The organism is Ligilactobacillus sp. RTP31139st1_D10_RTP31139_211217, assembly GCF_040226755.1.
Lineage (GTDB): Bacteria > Bacillota > Bacilli > Lactobacillales > Lactobacillaceae > Ligilactobacillus > Ligilactobacillus animalis.
This window is the reverse complement of record NZ_JBCOAR010000004.1, coordinates 17427-36355: the sequence shown is the minus strand read 5'-3', so window position 1 is coordinate 36355 and position 18929 is coordinate 17427. Positions and strand designations below refer to the sequence as shown.

The window sequence follows — 18929 nt, the reverse complement described above, 5'->3', positions numbered from 1 at the left end:
TTTGCCTAAAAATTAAATATTAGTTGGAAAACCAAGTGCCACATCAGCAGCATCCATCACAGCTTCACCTAATGATGGGTGTGGGTGGACAGTTAAGCCGATATCTTCAGTCGTTGCTCCCATTTCGATCGCCAAAGTCAATTCGTTGATCAGATCACTCGCATGGGCCCCAACGATCTGAGCCCCTAACAAGATATCCGTTTCTTCTTCGAAAACTAGACGAATAAAACCATCCGTCTTCCCCATTGAGATCGCACGCCCATTAGCAGCAAATGGGAATTGAGCCTTTTTAGCCTTAAAGCCCTTTTCTTTAGCTTCGGCTAGCGTCAATCCTGTCGTTGCGATCGAAGTATCCGTATAACAAACGGCTGGCATCGCACGATAATCGACCGTTGTCTTCATACCAGAGATCGCTTCAGCAGCTACTTTACCTTCATAACTAGCTTTGTGAGCCAAGGCAAAACCAGCCACGATATCACCGATCGCATAGATATGTGGGATATTTGTACGGCTTTGAGCATCAACTGGGATCAAACCGCGGTCATCGATCTTGACGCCGGCTTGTTCTAAGCCCATATCAGCGGTATTTGGACGGCGCCCGACCGAAACGATCACGTAATCAGCTGTGATCTCTTGAGCTTTACCGTCTATCTCAAAGGTGACTTTGACGTTATCATCTGTTTGTTCAGCATTCTTAGCCAAAGCATTGGTGTAGACATCTACCCCTTGTTTGCTAAAGTGATGTTCGACCACTTTGACTAGATCTTTTTCATAGTTAGCTAAGATCATCGGACCACCTTCAAGGATCGTCACATGGGAACCTAAGTTGGCATATGCCGAAGCTAACTCACACCCGATATAACCGCCACCAACGACAACTAATTCTTTTGGAACTTCACGTAAATTGAGCGCACCCGTTGAGTCTAAGACACGACCCTTGAACTTAAAGTTAGGGATCTCGATCGGATGACTCCCGGTAGCTACGATCAAATTATTGAAACTATATGTTTGAGCATGACCTTCCTTATCGATCACACGTAAATTGTGATCATCTTTCAAGAAGGCATCGCCCCAAACAACATCGATCTGATGCTTTTTAAATAGTGATGCGACCCCACCAGTGAGCTTAGAAACAACGCTATTTTTCCACTCGATTGTTTTATTGAAATCAAGTTTAGCTGCTGTTACTTGGAGCCCCATATCTTGGGAGTGCATTGCGTATTGGTAGTGATGCGCCGCTTCGATCAAGGCCTTTGAGGGGATACAACCTACATTCAAGCAGACACCACCGATAAATTCACGTTCGATCACAGTCACCTTTTGACCTAATTCGGCTGCGTGGATCGCTGCTACATATCCACCAGGGCCCGCACCGATCACGACTGTATCTAATTCAATTGAAAAATCTCCAACTACCATCTAGCTCATCCTTCCATTAATAACAATTCTGGGTCTGCCAATAATTCTTTGAGTCTGTTGACTGCTTTTTGAGCTGTTGCACCATCGATCACACGATGATCAAAGGCCAAGGACAACTTCAAAACACGTGCGATCTGAACTTCATCATCCACTACGACAGCTTCTTTAGTGATCTTACCCATACCTAAGATCGCAACTTCAGGCCAATTGATGATCGGCGTAAAGAAACCACCGCCGACCGAACCAATATTGGTGATCGACATGCCCGTGTAATTCATATCATCACGTGATAATTTATTTTCTTTAGCTTTGGCTGTGTTTTCCGAGATCTGTTCAGCGATCCCAAATAAGCTCAACGCATCTGCATGTTTAACATTTGGTACGAATAGACCATGTTCGGTGTCTGTGGCGATACCTACGTTGATGTAGTCTTTATAAGCGATCGTTTGATTTTGCATATCGACCGAGCTGTTGAAGATCGGGAATTCCTTCATGATCACGGCTAAAGCCTTGACCATATAAGCCATAAAGGTCAATTTGACACCACGCGTTGCCGCCAATTCCTTATACTTCTTACGGTGATCCCAAAGTTTATCCACGACAACTTCATCAAAGACATGTACATGTGGGATCTGTGAAACTGAACGCACCATTGCATTAGCCGTTGCTTTTCTGATCGGTGACATCTTTTCAACTGTTTCAGGCCATTGAGCACTTGCACTAGCTGGCAATGCAACGACTGATTCTTCTGTTTTAGCCTCAGGTGCTGCGACCGGTGCATCTTGTGGTAAACTCAAAGCTTGTTCGATATCAGCTTTAGTTACTTGTCCGTGACGGCCAGTTCCCTTGATCTTAGTCAGATCAACTCCATTTTCACGGGCAAACTTGCGCACGGATGGCATCGCTAAAACTGGTAAGGAATGATCTTGAACAGATGCTGCGACCGGTGTTGCTACGCTTGTTGGCTCAGCAACCGGTTGAGCCACGGGTTGAGCTGGTTCTTCGACTTTAGCTGGTGTTTCTGTCGCACTTGCATCAACATTGCCCAAACCTTCAGCCACTTCTAGCTCGACTAAAACATCGCCCACTTCAGCTGTTTCACCTTCCGGGACCACGATCGCAGTTACTTTTCCGGCTACAGGACTAGGAATTTCTTCGACGGATTTATCATTTTCGATTTGAACTAGATCATCATCTTCTTTGATCGTATCGCCGACTTTAACGTGCCATTCACCGATCACACCTTCAGCGATCCCTTCCCCAATATCTGGGAGTTTAAATTGATATTTACTCATAAATCTTCACCTTTCCTAGAAATTGACCGTTTCTTTTACTTTTTCAATGATATCTTGCTTGTTTGGTAACCAGATCGTTTCAGCATCGCTAAATGGATATGGTGTGTCTGGGGCATCGACCCGTGCGATCGGTGCTTCTAACGATAAAATCCCCTTTTCGGCGATCAAAGCGGCTACTTGAGAATTGATCCCAGCTTGGCGTTGTGCTTCTTGGACCAAAACAACTCGGCCAGTACGTTTGACTGACTCTAAGATCGTTTCTTCATCCAATGGTGAAACTGTACGCAGATCAACGACTTCTGCTTCGATCCCTTCTTTAGCCAATTCGTCAGCAGCCCGTAAACTTTCATGGACCATATAGCCGTAAGAGATGATCGTTACATCTTTACCTTCACGCTTGACCGCTGCTTTATCCAAGGCTACGGTGTATGCGTCATCTGGAACTTCTTGTTTGAAAGAGCGGTATAATTTCATATGCTCTAAGAATACGACCGGATCATCAGAGCGGATTGCTGCCGTCAATAGACCTTTGGCATCATATGGATCACTTGGGATAACAACTTTTAACCCCGGTGTTTGTGCCATCAGTCCTTCCAAACTATCGGAGTGCAATTCTGGCGTATGGACCCCACCACCAAATGGCGCTCTGATCGTCACGGGCATTTTACGGGTGCCACCTAAACGGAAACGTGTCCGCGCGATCTGAGCTGCGATCTCATCCATGACTTCAAAGACAAAGCCAAAGAATTGGATCTCAGGAACAGGACGAAAACCGGTCAAAGCTAAGCCAACTGCGAGACCACCGATCCCTGATTCAGCTAAGGGCGTATCAAAGACTTGATCTTCACCGACTTTTTCTTGTAAGCCATCAGTCGCACGGAAAACACCACCATTTCGACCAACATCTTCACCAAATACCAAAACATTTTTATCGCGTTTTAATTCATCTTCCAAAGCTTGTGTAATTGCTTTGATCATCGTTGTTTTAGCCATTATGCTTCCTCCTTAGCCGCAAATTTTGCAATTTGTTCCTCTAAAGTCGGTGGTGTTTCTACAAAGACATTTTGAAGATATTCACTCACCTTTTGTTTTGGCGCTTGTTCAGTCTTTTTCATCGCTTCATTGATCTGCTCATTTACTTCTTCAATGTAAGCTTCTTCTTGAGCTTCTGACCAAAGACCTTTTTCATCTAAATAAGTGCGTAATCTTACCAATGGATCTTTCTTTTCCCATTCAGCTTCTTCATCAGCGGTCCGATAACGATGCGGATCATCACCAGAAAGCGTATGTGGACCAAAACGATACGTCAAAGTCTCGATCAAGACTGGGCCATTACCTTCGACACTGTATTTACGTGCTTCGCTCATGACTAAATAGACTGCCAAAGCATCCATCCCATCAACTTGAATACCTGGGATCCCAGCAGCTAGACCTTTTTGAGCTAAGGTCGGAGCCGCAGTTTGGACCGCTCTTGGGACTGAGATCGCATAGCCGTTATTTTGCACAACAAAGATCGCCGGCGCTTGATATGCACCTGCAAAGTTGATCCCTTCGTAGAAATCACCTTGGGAAGTACCGCCATCACCAGTATACGTATATGCTACATTCTTAGCGCCCTTTTTCTTGAGACCTAGAGCTACACCAGCGGCTTGAACATATTGGGCTCCGATGATGATCTGTGGTGGTAAAGCAGCTAGATCTTCGGGATATTCATTTCCTAAGACATGCCCCCGCGACCACAAGAAAGCCTTTTCTAAAGGTAGCCCATGTAAGACTAATTGTGGAACATCACGATAAGCTGGTAATAAGAAGTCTGTCTTTTCCATCGCAAATTCAGATGCGATCTGAGAAGCTTCTTCCCCTGCTGTTGGCGCAAAGAAACCTAAGCGCCCTTGACGATTTAGCTTAGTGGAACGTTCATCTAACACACGCGACCACAACATTTGCTTGAATAATTCCACGATCTGTTCATCACTTAGATCTGGGAAAAAGTCTGGATCGATCACTTTACCATGTTCATCTAATACACGAAGCGGTTTGATCTCACTTGGAGAGATCGTCTTGAATGCTTCAAAATCAATTTTTTGTGCCATTTTAAAACTTCCTTTCTTCAAACATAAGGAATCAAATCTTATTTTCAATCTTCGTACAGCGCTTACATCGATAATTATAACGTATCGTTCACTAAAAGTTAATTTTGTGCACTCTTTAATTTGTTTCCTACCACCGAAAAAATCTTGATTTTGCGCAATATTTTGCGGATAATTTTTTTCTAGCTTGTGGACAATGTTACTTTTATCACAAGCTCCTAGTTTAAAATAATGTTTTAATTTTTTAAATTAAATCAAGATATTATCAGCCTTTTCCGCCGGATCGTTTTATTTGTAACTTATAGACATTAGAACTATAATACTTCTGTAGACTATGGAAGGGAAGTTTTAGATATGACACGCCGTAATGATTCCAAGCTCGAACACCGGCTTGAAGAAAACCGTTTGAACGATGCTAGACGTCGGGAAAATGAAGAAAAAGAGAAAGAAGCTAAGGAACACCGCGAAAAGTGAGCTTTAGTCTTCTAATAAAGTCCGAATTCTGATTTCGGACTTTTTTTACATATTTAGAAAGTAGATGATCAAATGGAACTCACCGAAACTAAGCGAAAATTATTTATTTTTACTCTATTGGCAGGTACTTTTACCATGTCGATCAGCCAATCAGCCCTTTCAACCGCTTATCCTGCCTTGATGCATTTCTTTGCGGTCGATGCGGCAACGATCCAGTGGTTGACGACTGGCTTTATGCTCATGATGTGTGTCATGATGCCTGTCAGTCCATGGCTGCTCAATAATATTTCTTTTAAACATCTCTATCTTAGTGTCTTAGCCCTCTTTGGGGTCGGCACTTTAATGATAATTTTTGCCCCAACTTTCTGGCTCGCACTTTTAGGCCGCTTGTTAGAGGCGACTGCTGTCGGTATCTTATTTCCATCATTTCAAACGGTCTTGATGACGATCACGCCTAAAGACAAGCGGGGACAAACCATGGGAGCCGCCGGATTAGTCATGGGTTCAGCCTTAGCAGTTGGACCGATCATCTCTGGGATCGTCTTAAACTTTTTGCGTTGGCAAGACCTCTTTTGGTTATTTTGCTTTTTAATGCTCGTGATCTTTTTGGTCGCTTGTGTGACGATCAGTGATGTCATGGAACGCAAGCCATCCCAGTTAGATGTTTGCTCTCTATTCTATGAAGGTTTTGGCCTAGGTACCTTATTATACGCTCTTACCGCCCTTAAAGATCCACGCCAGCCGTTGCTAAATATCTTACTTTTGGTCTTAGGTCTTTGTTTATTGATCGCCTTTTGTCGCCGTCAACTAAAGCTGACCACGCCACTTTTAGAATTGCGGATCGTTAAGTACCTTGATTTTGACATTGGCTTATTATTGACCGGGCTTTCTTACGTGTCCTTGATCGTTGTCACGATCGTTTTTCCGCTCTATTATCAAAAGATCCTCGGCTTAAGTCCGTTAGCTTCGGGGCTTTCCTTGGTCTTACCTGTTGTTTTACTGAGTGTGTTGAATCCTGTGACCGGTAAACTGGCCGACAAATGGGGCTTCAAACCGGTTCTTTTAGTTGGGGTCAGCATGTTGCTCGGTGGCTGGGCTGGACTGCTCTTATGGCAAGATCACCTTGGACTCCCACTCTTGATCGCCTTTTCCATGGTGATCGAAGGAGGCAATGCCTTTGTCATGATGCCGGCGACAACACTGGGGGCTAATTCAGTGCCTAAAAACTTGATCGCACATGCAACTGCGCTAACAACTACGATCCGCCAGCTCCTTGGTAGTCTAGGTGTCATGCTCGCGACCCTATTGTTAAGCAGTGCCGGTCAAAGTATTACCCAAAAATCAAGCTATTCCCGCGTCTTTATCTGCTTTTTATTCATCGAGGCCGTAGCGTTAGTCTTGGCGTTACGCTTAAAAGAAGTAAAAAAATAAGCTAGGAGGTACCCATGCAAGTGGGTGCTCCTAGCTTATTTGCTGTTTCAAAAAATTAAATCTCGGTACCTAAAATCCTAATAAGGATCGGCGATAATCGACTTATCACTTAATCAAAATCTAGAATAATATTATTGGTCAAAACGTCGGTGTAACTATATGATACGCGTTCAACGGCATTTTCTTCGTGACTTAATTCTACGATAAATACAGCGGGGAAAGTTTCCCGCAGAATCCCATGACGTTTAGTAACTTTTTTGCGTCCAACGTGGGACGTTACCGTTAAACCAGCGCCAATGCAATTGTCGAGCTTGCTCTTGATTTTTACTAATGTAGTTGGCAATGCGCTTCACCTCTCTGTGTAAAATATTGTAACATAATTTTACAAAAAACGCAATTATACCACACCCGAACAAACACTTCAATATTTAAAAGTTATTTTTTGACGATTTTTTCAGCGACTAAAGCATCAGCTAAGGCGACCATTTGTGCGATCGTTAACTTTTCAGCGCGGATCCCTGGCTCGATCGCAACTTTAGCCAAAGCTGCCTGCATTTTTTCTTTGATCTCAGGGGTCTTACCATACATTCCTTGCAAGTTGTTCCAAAGGCTCTTGCGTCGATGTAAAAAGATCCCTTTGACCATTTGCTTAAAGAACTTTTCATCAACTGGTCGATAAGTTTGAACGGCTTTTTTCTCTAAGACAATGATCGCAGAATCAACTTTAGGTTGGGGAATAAAAACTGTTTTAGGCACGATAAACGCCACTTTAGCATCCATCTCGTATTGCACCGCTACACTCAAAGAACCGTAATCTTTAGTCCCAGGAACAGCTGCTAAACGATCAGCGACCTCTTTTTGCATCATCACAACGATCCGGTCAAAATCAACCGGTGCTTCCAACAAATGTAAAATGATCGGTGTTGTAATGTAATATGGTAAATTAGCCACTAACTTGATCTTGTGCTTGCCATCGAAATTTTTAGCGATCAATTCCACTAGGTCAGCTTTGAGCACATCTTGATGAACGACTGTCACGTTATCATAAGGTGCCAAAGTATCGGCTAACACCGGGATCAAACGGTCATCGATCTCTAGTGCCATGACTTGATGGGCATTCTTAGCCAACTGTTCGGTCAAAGCGCCGATCCCGGGTCCGATCTCGATCACGTCATCTTCTGGCGTTACTTCAGCAGCTGCTACGATCTTATTTAAAATATTGATATCAGTCAAAAAGTTTTGGCCTAAACTTTTTTTAAACGTTAGCCCATAACTTTCCATGATTGCCCGCGTCCTAGTCGGTGAAGCGATCTCTGGTAATTGATTATTCATCGATTTTTCCTTCCTCTACTTGGTCTAAATATCTCAGTGCCGCAGCAAATTCTTCCGGTGTGATCTGGAAGAGATTCAACCGCTTATAGAGCTGTTTTCCATTGACATAGCCGATCCGCAAATATTCGCCCAAGATCCGGCGTCTGATCTTGGCCTTGGGTCCTGATATCAAGCCCGCTACTGCTAGATCTTCCCGACTGATCATCGGAGTCGCATCGGGCTCTTCGGTATATAGATTACGTAAAGCTTCCCGGATTGCCTCTGGATCAGCATGTTCAACGCCAAGACTGCCTTTGTGATCTGGGGCAGCAGCTTTTTTTGTCAGAAAAGCATGCTTGACCCCCGGAACAGCTTCTTGGATTATCTTACGGATCTTTTCCCCTGAAAAATCGGGGTCTGTAAAGACGATGACTCCGCGCTTGTCATGTAATTCTTCGATCTGTGCGAGTGTTTCATCACTGATCGCTGATCCCCTAGTCTCAAGGGTATCTGCATTGACGGCTAAGTTGATCCGCTTGGTATCATCTTTACCTTCAACAACGATAACTTCTTTGATCTTCATCTTATCTGTCATTTTATCTTCAACACTTTCTTTGCATTAGCAGTTGTGATCTGCGCTAGTTTTTCAGGTGCGATCTGTCTTTCTTTAGCTAAAAATTCTAAAGTATAGCGGGTCATCGCTGGTTCATTGATCTTGCCCCGAAATGGCATTGGGGTTAAATATGGGGCATCTGTTTCAACTAACATATGTTCCAATGGTGTCACCAAAGCAGCCTGTTTAACTTCCTTAGCATTGCCAAAAGTCACGACCCCACTAAACGACAATTCCATCCCTAGATCCAAAAATTTCTCAGCCCAGTCAGCATCCCCATTAAAACTGTGCATGATCCCACCGATTTTTGCGATGTCTGCCTTTTTTAAGATCGCATAGCAATCCGCAATCGCATCCCGATCATGGATACTTATCGGAAGTTGCAGTTCATGCGCAAGCTCTATTTGACGTTCAAAAACTTTCCATTGGACTTTTTTAGGTACATCACAGTGATAATCGAGCCCGATCTCCCCCAGAGCTTTTACTTTCGGATGAGCCAAGACTTCGCTTAATTTATTTTCAAAATTTGTATCGTAGTCTAAAGCACTTTCGGGATGACAGCCAAAAGCTCCATAGATCCCTGGATATTTCTCAACTAAGTCAAGCATTCGCTCCGTACTCGGGTCATCGTAACTGATGACTAACATTTCGGTCACATTTAAAGCTTTGGCCCGCTCGATCACATCAGGAATGTCATTTTTAAATTCTGTAGCATTGATATGAGTATGTGAATCAAAAATCTCCATTTTTTTCCTTTCTTACGCTAAAAGGCACACGGTCAGCCCATGTGCCTTCTATCACTTGATCAGCCAACTAATGATCCGGCTGGGATCTCATCGGGAACAGTTATTAATTGTACTGTATCACCAAATTCAGCTGATAAGAGCATCCCTTGGCTGATCTCGCCTCGCATCTTACGCGGTTGTAAGTTCGTTACCGCGATCACTTTTTTACCGATCAATTTTTCTGGTTCAGGATACCATTGAGCAATACCCGAGAGGATCTGACGTTCACCTTCATCGCCCGCATCCAATCGGAATTTGAGGAGCTTATCGGCACCCTTGACCCGAGAAACATCTTTGATCAAAGCCACCCGTTGTTCGACTTTATCAAATTTATCGAACTTGATCTCTTTTTTCGTTGACTTAAGTTCTGTCTTTTCAGGGTCAAATTCAGCTTGCGCTTCGGCTGCTTCTTGCATTGCTTTGCGCCCTTTTTGTTTTTCATTTTTAGTCATCTTAGACTTGATGTATTCAACTTCAGCTTCGATATCCAAACGTGGGAAGATCGGTGTTCCCTTCTTAACAACAGTTGTCTTTTCTGGGAGGGCAAAATAGTCCACCCCTTTGATAGCCATATCTTCTAATGGCAGACCTAATTGAGTAAAGATCTCTTTTGGTGCATGTGTCATCACTGGTTGCAACAAGATCGCGATCAAGCGCAAACTTGCAGCCAAGTGGGCTAAGACACTGTCCAATTCATTAGCTTTAGCTTCATCTTTAGCCAAGACCCATGGTTCAGTCTCATCGATATACTTGTTAGAACGTGAAACAAACTTCCATAGTGCTTCTAAAGCCAAGGCAAAATGCGCTTGATCCATGTTAGCTTCGTATTCCGCGATCGCTTCTTTAGCTGATTTTTCTAAATCTAGATCAAATGCCGTCACATTTGAAGTCAGCGTTGGGATCAGACCTCCACGATACTTATTGATCATCGCAACAGTCCGGTTCAATAAGTTACCTAAGTCATTAGCCAAGTCATAGTTGATCTTTTGCACAAAATCTTCTGGCGTGAAGATCCCGTCATTGCCAAATGGAACAGCACGCATCAAGTAGTAGCGCAATGCATCTAAGCCATAACGTTCAGTCAACATTTCAGGATAGACCACATTGCCCTTAGACTTAGACATCTTGCCGTCACGCATGACTAACCAACCATGACCGATGATGTGTTTTGGCAATGGAAGATCTAAAGCCATCAAAATGATCGGCCAGTAGATCGTATGGAAACGAACGATCTCTTTACCTACCATATGAACATCAGCTGGCCAATACTTGTTGAAAAGTTCTTGATCCTTGCTACCGTAGCCTAAAGCTGTGATATAGTTGCACAAAGCATCGATCCAAACATAGACCACGTGTTTTGGATCATTTGGCACTTTAACGCCCCAATCAAAACTAGTCCGTGTGATCGCTAGATCTTCTAAGCCTGGCTTGATGAAGTTGTTCAACATTTCATTTTTACGACTTTGGGGAATGATGAAATCTGGGTGTTCATTGTAGTATTCGACTAAGCGATCAGCATATTTGCTCATCTTGAAGAAATAGGATTCTTCTTCGACTAATTGAACTTCATGACCAGATGGAGCCTTCCCACCGATCATATTGCCTTGTTCATCACGATAAACTTCGGCTAATTGTGATTCAGTAAAATATTCTTCATCAGAAACAGAGTACCAACCTTTGTAAGAGCCAAGATAGATATCACCTTTATCCAAAAGTTTTTGGAAGATCTTTTGGATCGCTTCTTCGTGATATTCATCCGTTGTCCGGATAAATTTATCATTTGTGATCTCAAGTTCTTGCCATAATTTTTGGATCGAGTCCGCCATCATATCAACATATTGTTTGGGCGTCATGTTCAAGTCTTGTGCTTTTTGTTCGATCTTTAGCCCGTGTTCATCTGTCCCTGTCAAAAAGAAGACATCAAAATCTTGCAGACGCTTGTAGCGTGCCAAAACATCGCAAGCGATCGTTGTGTATGAGTTACCGATGTGTAGCTTTCCTGATGGGTAATAGATCGGCGTTGTAATGTAATATGTCTGTTTATCAGCCATTAACTAGTCATTTCCTTTCGCTTAAAACTGCTATTAGTGCAAGTTTATCATCGTCAAATTTTCAATAAAAATAGTATAACATAACCACGTACCTATTATTAGCTGTTTCAAGCAAAAAAACAGGAACTAGGCGTATTTATGTGCAATTTTGCCACAAGTAGCGGCTACGATCGCAGCTAAAAGATCATCGATAAAGGTATTGACGTGTTCTGGACTCGTATCGAATTTCTTGATGATCCCAGATTTTACGCGGTCAAAATATCCAAAGTTGGTAGCTCCGATCGTACCATAGATATTGGCGATCTGTAAGGCTAAAGTTTCATCGACACCAAAGACTCCCGAATCATTTTCGATGATCTCGGCTAAGGGTGAAGCCACCTTTCCTTCTTCGGTCAACCGATCGAGTTCTAACATAACCATCGCATTATTCAATAATTCCCGCTTGTGCATCACATCATTGACATCGTTTTTGCATTCTTCTAAGGTCAGACCCAATTCAAAATCCTTTTGGGTCTCATAGACCAACTTAGCCAATTCATCCAAGCTGACACCGCGTTTGGCTAAGCGTGCGATCACAAATTCATGTGCCTTCGTATCGGGATATTTAAAATCTTTTTGATACATTGAAATACCTCCTTTTATTAACGTAATAAGTAGTCTACACCTAGCGTGGCTAAAAGCTGATTGACTGGCATAGCATAGAGTTCTTTAAACTTTTCAGCAGGTTTTTCACCTAGATCGGGTAAGATAAATGAATTTTGACCATCGACCTTGAAACGCCCCGCATAAGCTGATTTAAACGTTAAATTCTCTTGCCAAGGTGTATGATAAAATTCAAATAAGGCACTTGTTTCCAAGCGTAATTGCCGTTCACTCAAAACAGGCGTTATCGTGATAAAATCATTTAAGTGCATGGACAATAAATTCCATTCGCTGAGTTGCTTATCAAATGATTTCCATAAACGTACCACACCCCGCCGCACTTCAAAAGCTGTCTGGAGTGATTTTTCTGTCATGACCGCATAGAGTTTTTGCGCTGCAGCTAAGGAGATTGGATAATTTTTTTCTAATTCTGGTAACACTTGTGCTAGATCATCAGCAAAAAAGACTAAAGCATCTAATAATGTTACCGTCCGTAAGACCATCCATTCATCGCGTTTTCCTTTTGGCTCAGGCTTTAAGATCGCTAAAACACCTTTTAGATATAACTCTTCGACGCTTTCATCTACAAAACCCAATTCCCGTTGTTTAGCATAGACTTTAGTGTGTAAGACCGTATCATATAGGTCGATCCCTGCTAGCATAAATTTATGATCTTTATTCGTATCGCCGGTCGTCAAATTAAACGCTACTTGTGGTGTCTTATCTAGCATCAATAAAAAGTGTAATAGCTCATGCGCGATCGTATAATCCGGATCTGTTTGATCATAAACATCGACCTTTAATTTTCCACCATGTAAATAGTGCTGGGCTTGGTCATGGCGTAAATAGCCCACTTTTTTAGGTTCTTTAAATTCGATCTCGACTCCAGCAGGAAATTTTTCCTCAACTTGAGCGATCAATTCTTGGGTTTTAGTTGTCAAATCATTTTTGTTCACGTTTATTTCCTCTTATCTCTTCTAAGATCTGCTTAGCTGTAGCTGAATCACGCGCTTTTTTAGCTAATAACTCCGCTACGACAGCTGAAACTTCACTTGGGCTAGCTCCCACTGCGACGGCTAAGCTTTTCAATTGTAATTTCATATGGCCCTTTTGGATCCCATCAGTCACTAAGGCATATAGTGCTGCTAAATTTTGGCCTAAGCCAACAGCCGCCACGATCTTTTCTAATTCCTTAGCATCTTGTAATTCTAAAAGTTGATGGTTAAGTTTGACTAGCGGCACGATCGAGACCGAACCACCAACTGATCCTAGTGGTAAAGGCAATTCTAATTCACCGATCAACATATCGCCCTTGACTTGCCAAGTACTCAAGCCCTGGTAACTACCATTGCGGGCAGCGTAGGCATGCGCACCAGCTTCGATTGCCCGCCAGTCATTACCACTGGCGATCACGACTGCATCGATCCCATTCATGATCCCTTTATTATGCGTCGTTGCTCGATAAGGATCAAGTTGGGCTAAGCGGCTAGCAGTAGCGATCTTTTGCGCGATCTTTTCTCCCGCTAGCTCGCCTTTAGTCAGCGCAGATACTGGGATCTCACACGTGACTTTTACTAAACAGCGTGTTGCATAATTGGATAAAATACTCAATAAGATCTCTGCATCAAGCTCAGTTTGCAAATAACTCGCACAAGCCTCTAACATCGTATTCAACATGTTAGCGCCCATCGCTTCTTTAACATCAACGATCAGATCAAGAGAGACCAGATCTGGAGCTAAGATCCGTATTCTGATCTCACGGGCACCACCACCGCGGCGAACGATCGACGGATGAGCTTCATTAGCCAATTGAAGTAATTTAGCTTGCATTTGTTCAAGTTGTTGAGCTAATTTAGTGGCATCTTTGACCTGTTCGATAACGATCTGCCCGATCATTAAGCGTTCTTTTAGCTCACTTTTGAACCCTCCACCCCGCTTGACGATCGCTGCTCCATGGCTGGCAGCGGCGATCACCGAGGGCTCTTCCGTCACCATTGGGATCAGATATTCTTTTCCATCAATGACATAATTTAACGCCAAGCCTTCCGGGATCTGATACTGCGTGATAAAGTTTTCGATCATCGTATCACCCAGTGTAAGATCAAGTTTTGGCGCTATCAAAGAATCCACTTCAGCTTGCGTCAATTTTTTTTGTTGTACTAAGATATCCAGCCGTGTCTGGCGATCTTTTTGATAGTATTTGCTAAATCCGTTCATATATATTTCCTCAGATCTCTATTCTGTTATCCGTTAGACCCTTTTAGTTTAAGCATTATCATAAAAAAATACAAGTATCGAAATTCCGCTACAAATAACAAGAGCCCCACCATATATCATGGTAGAGCCCTCATTATTGACTGCATTACTTGCCCTTTATTTAATTATCAGTTAAAGATCGATTCTTTAAAACTCGCAGTCAATGTATTATATTGCGCCATGACTGCAGCCTTGAGCGCATCCACGTTGACTGCTTTTTTCTTGGCTTGGAGCAACTTCGCATCTGCTAATGTAGCTTGGTCCATCAAAGTTTGGAGCTCAGCATATGACGTGATCGTCACTTGTTTTTGGTTATACGTGATCGTGATCGGTCTTAAGCTATCTTTTTTGGCGATCCGTTCATTAAACATTGCCTTTTTAAATTCAGCATAGTTTGCATATTGATCACCCCAGATCTTTTCAAAGATATAAGCATCCGAAAGCTCTCTGTTATCCGCTTTAGCCTGTTTTTGATATTGATTAGAGACATAAGGGATAAAGCCATTTTCCCAACCTTTAGCCGCTAAAAGTTCAAAAGCTGTCTTTCTAAATAGCAATCCCCCTACGCTTCCAGCATCATTTTGCAAGCCCGCATAGATCGGCGCATACATTGAGACTGTAGCATAAATGTTTTTACCATACTTACCACCACTATAGTTCCGAGCCACGACAATATTATTGTCGATCAAACTTTCCCAGCTCGTCAATTTTTGGGCTAGTTCTTCACTTAACGCAGTATCACTCACAATATCTTGTGCAGTTTTAGCATTATAAGTTATCGTTCTTAGATACTGTCGCTTAAGCTCGCTGTTTAGCCCAATTATCGCTTGAGCCTCAGCATGATCTAAAAGATATGTCACATCAAAGACTCCATGCATATATCGCTCTAGATCAGCGCTAGTTTGGATGTCAGTAAAACTCTTGTTCTGTGTCTGTCCCGTTCGATCTGTCCAATCAACCGCTAGATTCAAGGCATAGTTAGCTTGCGTTGGAGACCAAGGACCTTCTAATAATCCCTGAGCAAATGTTTCTGCTCCGATATCTCCACGCCGTCCATGACCATTAAAGTAGATCGCACCATCAAAATTATGGGTCATCTCATGCGTTGCGACTGCGACTCCATAGTCACTGAGCTGTCCATCTACAACAAAATGCACTAAACTCCCAGTTGCATAGGCTCCAGTACCATTTGCTCCGTACAGCTTACCGATCGGGGCAAAGAATTCATAGACCCCTGTGACCGATTTATCCAATTTATTGACCCAGCGATTCTGATAATTTCCAGGCTGTTTAGTATCAATGATCCAATAACCATCCCACATCGGAATGTCGCGCGTCAATAATTGGCCTTTTACATTTTCGGATACGATCCGATACCAAGTATCATAGTAATTTGCCATGATCTGGGCATACTTAGCGACTTTCTGGTCGACTTGATCTTGCATTGCGCGATATTTATCTGGTTCTTTCTTCAATGCTTCATCGATATAACGTTCATAGATCCCAAAAGAGATCGTTGACATCGTCGTAAAGATAAACATATTTCGCTCACTTAAATTGAGCACTGGAAGTAAATAGTTACGATATTCAGCGCGATTTTTGCCTTTCATCCGTTCATAGACCCGAACTTCAGCATCCGGTACTTCCTTTGAAGCTGCCTCATAGACATACGCTTTAGTCGCTGTTTTGAACCACGTATTGTCATCTAACTGTGGAGCAAACAAACGACGATTACGGTCTAAATATGCAACGACATCTTGATCACCTGTCAGTGGGCTAAAGAGTGCTGTATATGTCGCATAGTTATTTTTGACCGCTAATTTGGTTCCCCCTAGCTTAGAAAAGTCACTCAGCCATGACAAAATATCTACTTTCTTACCGTAAAAATCTGGGTAGTAAGCTGCGATCGCATGCAGATCTAGCTCACCGTAATTGATATGATATAGTCGCTCTAGATAAGCCAAGGCTAGTGTCAATTCTAATTTTTTAGCTTCTAACTTCTGCTTGAGATCGGCCCGGATCACTGCAGAAGTTGGATCAACGACAGCCATTGAGGTCGTCAAAGAACTCAATTGTGCTTTGATATCTTTTTTGACTTTGGCAAATGCCCCTTGGAGATACAACTCATTTAGCTGTCCGATCCGTACTTGTTCTACCGCCTCGGCTTCGATCGCAGCTGTTTTTTCAGCCGTCAACACTTCATCTGGATGTACTTTTCGATAATTTTCAAGTGCCGTATTTTTAGCCTTTTTCAAACTATCTTCTGATGGCTGTAACGCTAAACTTGCTGTTGTTTCTGAAGAATAGTAGTTCAATGAGCGGTAAGCAGCAACGACTTCTGTGAGTAATTCCTCCCATGCTCCCCCCAATTGATATGGCGTATAGAGCAGTCCATTAGCGAACTGATACTCACTGATATTGGTTTGTTTATACTCACCTAAGGACTCAAGCGCTACTTGGGTCACCGTTTCATCAGCAAAATGGAGCAACAAGCTCGTCAACTGCCCCGGCTCTCCGACCGAATCGCCCACGACTTTGCCCGCTTTCATTGGTACAACTGCCGTCAATGCTGTCGTATAAAGTTTATCGCTTGGCAAGACTTTATTTCCGTATTTCAAAATAGTATACCGATCATAGAATGGAAGTAACTTTTCCATATTTCTATAAGCTAATTCACGCTCGGCTTGATAATTTGGTAATTGTGAATAATCGATCGTTTGAGTTCCGGCAGCACCTTTCCATATTGGAGCCGTGACTTGCCATTTTTGAATCATTTCTTTGGCAACTGCTTCAGTGATCGCAGTCGGATAATCATTAGCTAGACCGCTTGCGACCTCAGAAACATAGTAAGCCTTTTGATGCGGTGGCCTTTTGAAATCAACATCACCGTGGAAAATATAACCATTTTCCAACTTGACTGCACTTATCGCTTCAACGACCCGCCCGTTTGTCCAAGCACTACCGACCAAACCACCAGCACGTTTTGCCAAGCCATCATTTTTTATCGTCCCAGTAGCATAACTCTTTTCGACCGAGCCACTTGCCAAACGTCCGACTAAGCCCCCAACATTATCATTGGTATCATGGACCTTAGCTGTCAGATAGACATCGGCAAAGCTACGTGCGATCTTAGAATTTTCAGCATAGCCGACTAAGCCTCCACCTTGATCATAAGCATTGCCTGTCAGGGTGATCGTACCAGTAAATGATGACCGTGAGATCTGCGTGTTATTTTTGATCCGCGCTGCTAGCCCACCTGTCGTTTGCGTCGAACGAATATCACCTTTTATATTGACACCACTGATCAAAGCTCCATCTAAGACACGAGCTAAACTACCAGTATCAGCAACATTATCAGTGATCTCAACATTTTAAAATGTGATATTATCTATCGTGGCACCCTTGACCACATTAAACAGCGGTTTATTCAAATTGTAGATCGTATAGGCATTATCAGCCTTACTGCGCAAAGTCCCGCTAAATGTTTCAGTGATATAACTAGCATCTGTATCGGCAAGACCAAGCGCATCCAGATCAGCTGCAAGTATGAAGTCACCCGTTGGATCAGCTTTTATTGCCTTGAGCAACTCGGCAAAATTGGTATATTCATTTGAAACTTCTGTCTTATCGATCAAAAAAGTATGTCCCGCAGAAAAATCACGTTTATCAGCTTGATATGTCACCAATTCTGGCGTTGCGATCGTAGCTTGATACTTAGTTTTGCCCCCGAGCTCGACCTCCTCAAATGAAGCGATCGGCAAATACCAATCTTTTTGTTGAGCCGAAACGATCTTAGCAACATATTTATTAGGATCAGTTGGTAATTCAGCTAAACTAGAGACTAACTCTAGACCACCATTTGCGCCTAATTGATATAAGCCGATATTATTGAAATTTTTTAGCTCAACTTTTTTAGGGGTCAATTCCACCGTGATCGGTTTTAAATTCTCTGTCTGATCACCTTGGCCAATATCATAAGTGTATTCTGTTTCGAGTCGATAATTCGTATTGTAAGCCAGATCAGCAAAAGTCGTCGTTAAAGTAGCCAGATCAACTAATTTTTCAGTTACTTTTTCGTTATCCTTGTACAAACTTACTTTTATAGCCCGCAATTTCTTATCAGGATCAGTTACAGTGTAGCTAACGGTAGCTGTTTTATTATCAACAGCTTCGTCTGCGCTAGTGAGCTCGACTAACGGTTTAGCATATAACTTAGTTCCTTGAGCAACGACCTCATTTACTGGGGCTTTGGTGATTTTACTACTCTTTTCTACACGGGCGAGTTCTTTTCCTTCGGCATCGCGTGTCACTTCATATATGATCGTGCGCTCGCCTGCTTGACCTGCCGTTTTGACGACGGTGGTTCCAATAAAAAGTTCGGGATCATTTTGAAGCTCACTCGTATATGGGATCTCTTCCAACACGACTTCTTCTGTCACCGTTGTTTTGGGTTTAGTCCCACGTACAACCGCTTCAGTCACTGGGGCTTTCGTTATGGTATTGCTTTTTTCTACGCGGCTTAGTTCTTTTCCTTCAGCATCACGTGTCACTTCATACACGAT

15 protein-coding genes are annotated in these 18929 nt (G+C 42.8%); 1 reads left to right on the top strand and 14 read right to left on the bottom strand.

The features are described from left to right. Positions 1-12: 12 nt before the first annotated feature. The 4 genes from lpdA to pdhA are packed head-to-tail and all read right to left on the bottom strand — an operon-like array spanning position 13 to position 4807. Positions 13-1419 (bottom strand): dihydrolipoyl dehydrogenase, encoded by a 1407-nt coding sequence (lpdA, locus tag ABT996_RS03365; protein ID WP_035447559.1) that lies wholly within the window; start codon positions 1417-1419, stop codon positions 13-15. Between the two features lie 5 nt (positions 1420-1424). Next, on the bottom strand, positions 1425-2714 hold the full coding sequence (locus ABT996_RS03360; RefSeq protein WP_010689705.1) for a dihydrolipoamide acetyltransferase family protein: 1290 nt from the start codon (positions 2712-2714) through the stop codon (positions 1425-1427). A 15-nt stretch (positions 2715-2729) separates the two neighbouring features. Continuing rightward, positions 2730-3707, bottom strand: a complete 978-nt coding sequence (locus ABT996_RS03355) for an alpha-ketoacid dehydrogenase subunit beta (RefSeq protein ID WP_010689706.1) — start codon at positions 3705-3707, stop codon at positions 2730-2732. Continuing rightward, positions 3707-4807, bottom strand: a complete 1101-nt coding sequence (pdhA, locus tag ABT996_RS03350; RefSeq protein WP_010689707.1) for a pyruvate dehydrogenase (acetyl-transferring) E1 component subunit alpha — start codon at positions 4805-4807, stop codon at positions 3707-3709. Before pdhA ends, ABT996_RS03355 begins: the two co-directional genes overlap by 1 nt. Before the next feature lie 543 nt (positions 4808-5350). Here pdhA and ABT996_RS03345 point away from each other — a divergent pair. Continuing rightward, positions 5351-6709, top strand: a complete 1359-nt coding sequence (locus tag ABT996_RS03345; RefSeq protein ID WP_035447562.1) for an MFS transporter — start codon at positions 5351-5353, stop codon at positions 6707-6709. Between the two features lie 109 nt (positions 6710-6818). Here the strand turns inward: ABT996_RS03345 and ABT996_RS03340 are convergent, their stop codons facing one another. The 10 genes from ABT996_RS03340 to ABT996_RS03295 all read right to left on the bottom strand — a co-directional run. Next, positions 6819-7052 (bottom strand): Veg family protein, encoded by a 234-nt coding sequence (locus ABT996_RS03340; RefSeq protein ID WP_010689710.1) that lies wholly within the window; start codon positions 7050-7052, stop codon positions 6819-6821. A gap of 92 nt (positions 7053-7144) precedes the next feature. Beyond that, a complete protein-coding gene (gene rsmA, locus ABT996_RS03335) occupies positions 7145-8041 on the bottom strand; it encodes a 16S rRNA (adenine(1518)-N(6)/adenine(1519)-N(6))-dimethyltransferase RsmA (protein WP_010689711.1) in 897 nt (298 codons plus the stop codon). Further along, a complete protein-coding gene (gene rnmV / locus ABT996_RS03330) occupies positions 8034-8603 on the bottom strand; it encodes a ribonuclease M5 (RefSeq protein ID WP_029507347.1) in 570 nt (189 codons plus the stop codon). Before rnmV ends, rsmA begins: the two co-directional genes overlap by 8 nt. 8 nt (positions 8604-8611) lie before the next feature. Continuing rightward, on the bottom strand, positions 8612-9379 hold the full coding sequence (locus tag ABT996_RS03325) for a TatD family hydrolase (RefSeq protein ID WP_035447565.1): 768 nt from the start codon (positions 9377-9379) through the stop codon (positions 8612-8614). Between the two features lie 59 nt (positions 9380-9438). Next, entirely contained in the window at positions 9439-11469 is a 2031-nt protein-coding gene (gene metG / locus ABT996_RS03320) for a methionine--tRNA ligase (RefSeq protein WP_035447568.1), read from the bottom strand. A gap of 126 nt (positions 11470-11595) precedes the next feature. Continuing rightward, positions 11596-12093 (bottom strand): phosphatidylglycerophosphatase A family protein, encoded by a 498-nt coding sequence (locus tag ABT996_RS03315; RefSeq protein WP_035447571.1) that lies wholly within the window; start codon positions 12091-12093, stop codon positions 11596-11598. Positions 12094-12110: 17 nt separating this feature from the next. Beyond that, positions 12111-13067, bottom strand: coding sequence for a hypothetical protein (locus tag ABT996_RS03310; protein WP_035447574.1), 957 nt, complete (start codon positions 13065-13067; stop codon positions 12111-12113). Then, the gene (locus tag ABT996_RS03305) at positions 13054-14328 is read right to left on the bottom strand and encodes a hydroxymethylglutaryl-CoA reductase, degradative (RefSeq protein ID WP_035447577.1); all 1275 of its coding nucleotides are present in this window, start codon (positions 14326-14328) and stop codon (positions 13054-13056) included. The genes ABT996_RS03310 and ABT996_RS03305 overlap by 14 nt, the downstream gene beginning before the upstream one ends. 167 nt (positions 14329-14495) lie before the next feature. Beyond that, positions 14496-17675: a ZmpA/ZmpB/ZmpC family metallo-endopeptidase gene (locus ABT996_RS03300; protein WP_052006335.1), complete on the bottom strand. Its 3180-nt coding sequence runs from the start codon at positions 17673-17675 to the stop codon at positions 14496-14498. 63 nt (positions 17676-17738) lie between these two features. After that, positions 17739-18929, bottom strand: a 1191-nt coding sequence (locus tag ABT996_RS03295; protein WP_349924614.1) for a ZmpA/ZmpB/ZmpC family metallo-endopeptidase-related protein, incomplete at its 5' end; no start/stop codon positions are given.

What these genes read in the sequence shown, in the direction of transcription:
- metG (WP_035447568.1), bottom strand. Translation starts at nt 11,469, where the DNA reads ATGGCTGATAAACAGACATATTACATTACAACGCCGATCTATTACCCA.
- rsmA (WP_010689711.1), bottom strand. Translation starts at nt 8,041, where the DNA reads ATGAATAATCAATTACCAGAGATCGCTTCACCGACTAGGACGCGGGCA.
- ABT996_RS03315 (WP_035447571.1), bottom strand. Translation starts at nt 12,093, where the DNA reads ATGTATCAAAAAGATTTTAAATATCCCGATACGAAGGCACATGAATTT.
- ABT996_RS03355 (WP_010689706.1), bottom strand. Translation starts at nt 3,707, where the DNA reads ATGGCTAAAACAACGATGATCAAAGCAATTACACAAGCTTTGGAAGAT.
- ABT996_RS03325 (WP_035447565.1), bottom strand. Translation starts at nt 9,379, where the DNA reads ATGGAGATTTTTGATTCACATACTCATATCAATGCTACAGAATTTAAA.
- pdhA (WP_010689707.1), bottom strand. Translation starts at nt 4,807, where the DNA reads ATGGCACAAAAAATTGATTTTGAAGCATTCAAGACGATCTCTCCAAGT.
- ABT996_RS03345 (WP_035447562.1), top strand. Translation starts at nt 5,351, where the DNA reads ATGGAACTCACCGAAACTAAGCGAAAATTATTTATTTTTACTCTATTG.
- ABT996_RS03305 (WP_035447577.1), bottom strand. Translation starts at nt 14,328, where the DNA reads ATGAACGGATTTAGCAAATACTATCAAAAAGATCGCCAGACACGGCTG.
- rnmV (WP_029507347.1), bottom strand. Translation starts at nt 8,603, where the DNA reads ATGAAGATCAAAGAAGTTATCGTTGTTGAAGGTAAAGATGATACCAAG.
- ABT996_RS03360 (WP_010689705.1), bottom strand. Translation starts at nt 2,714, where the DNA reads ATGAGTAAATATCAATTTAAACTCCCAGATATTGGGGAAGGGATCGCT.
- lpdA (WP_035447559.1), bottom strand. Translation starts at nt 1,419, where the DNA reads ATGGTAGTTGGAGATTTTTCAATTGAATTAGATACAGTCGTGATCGGT.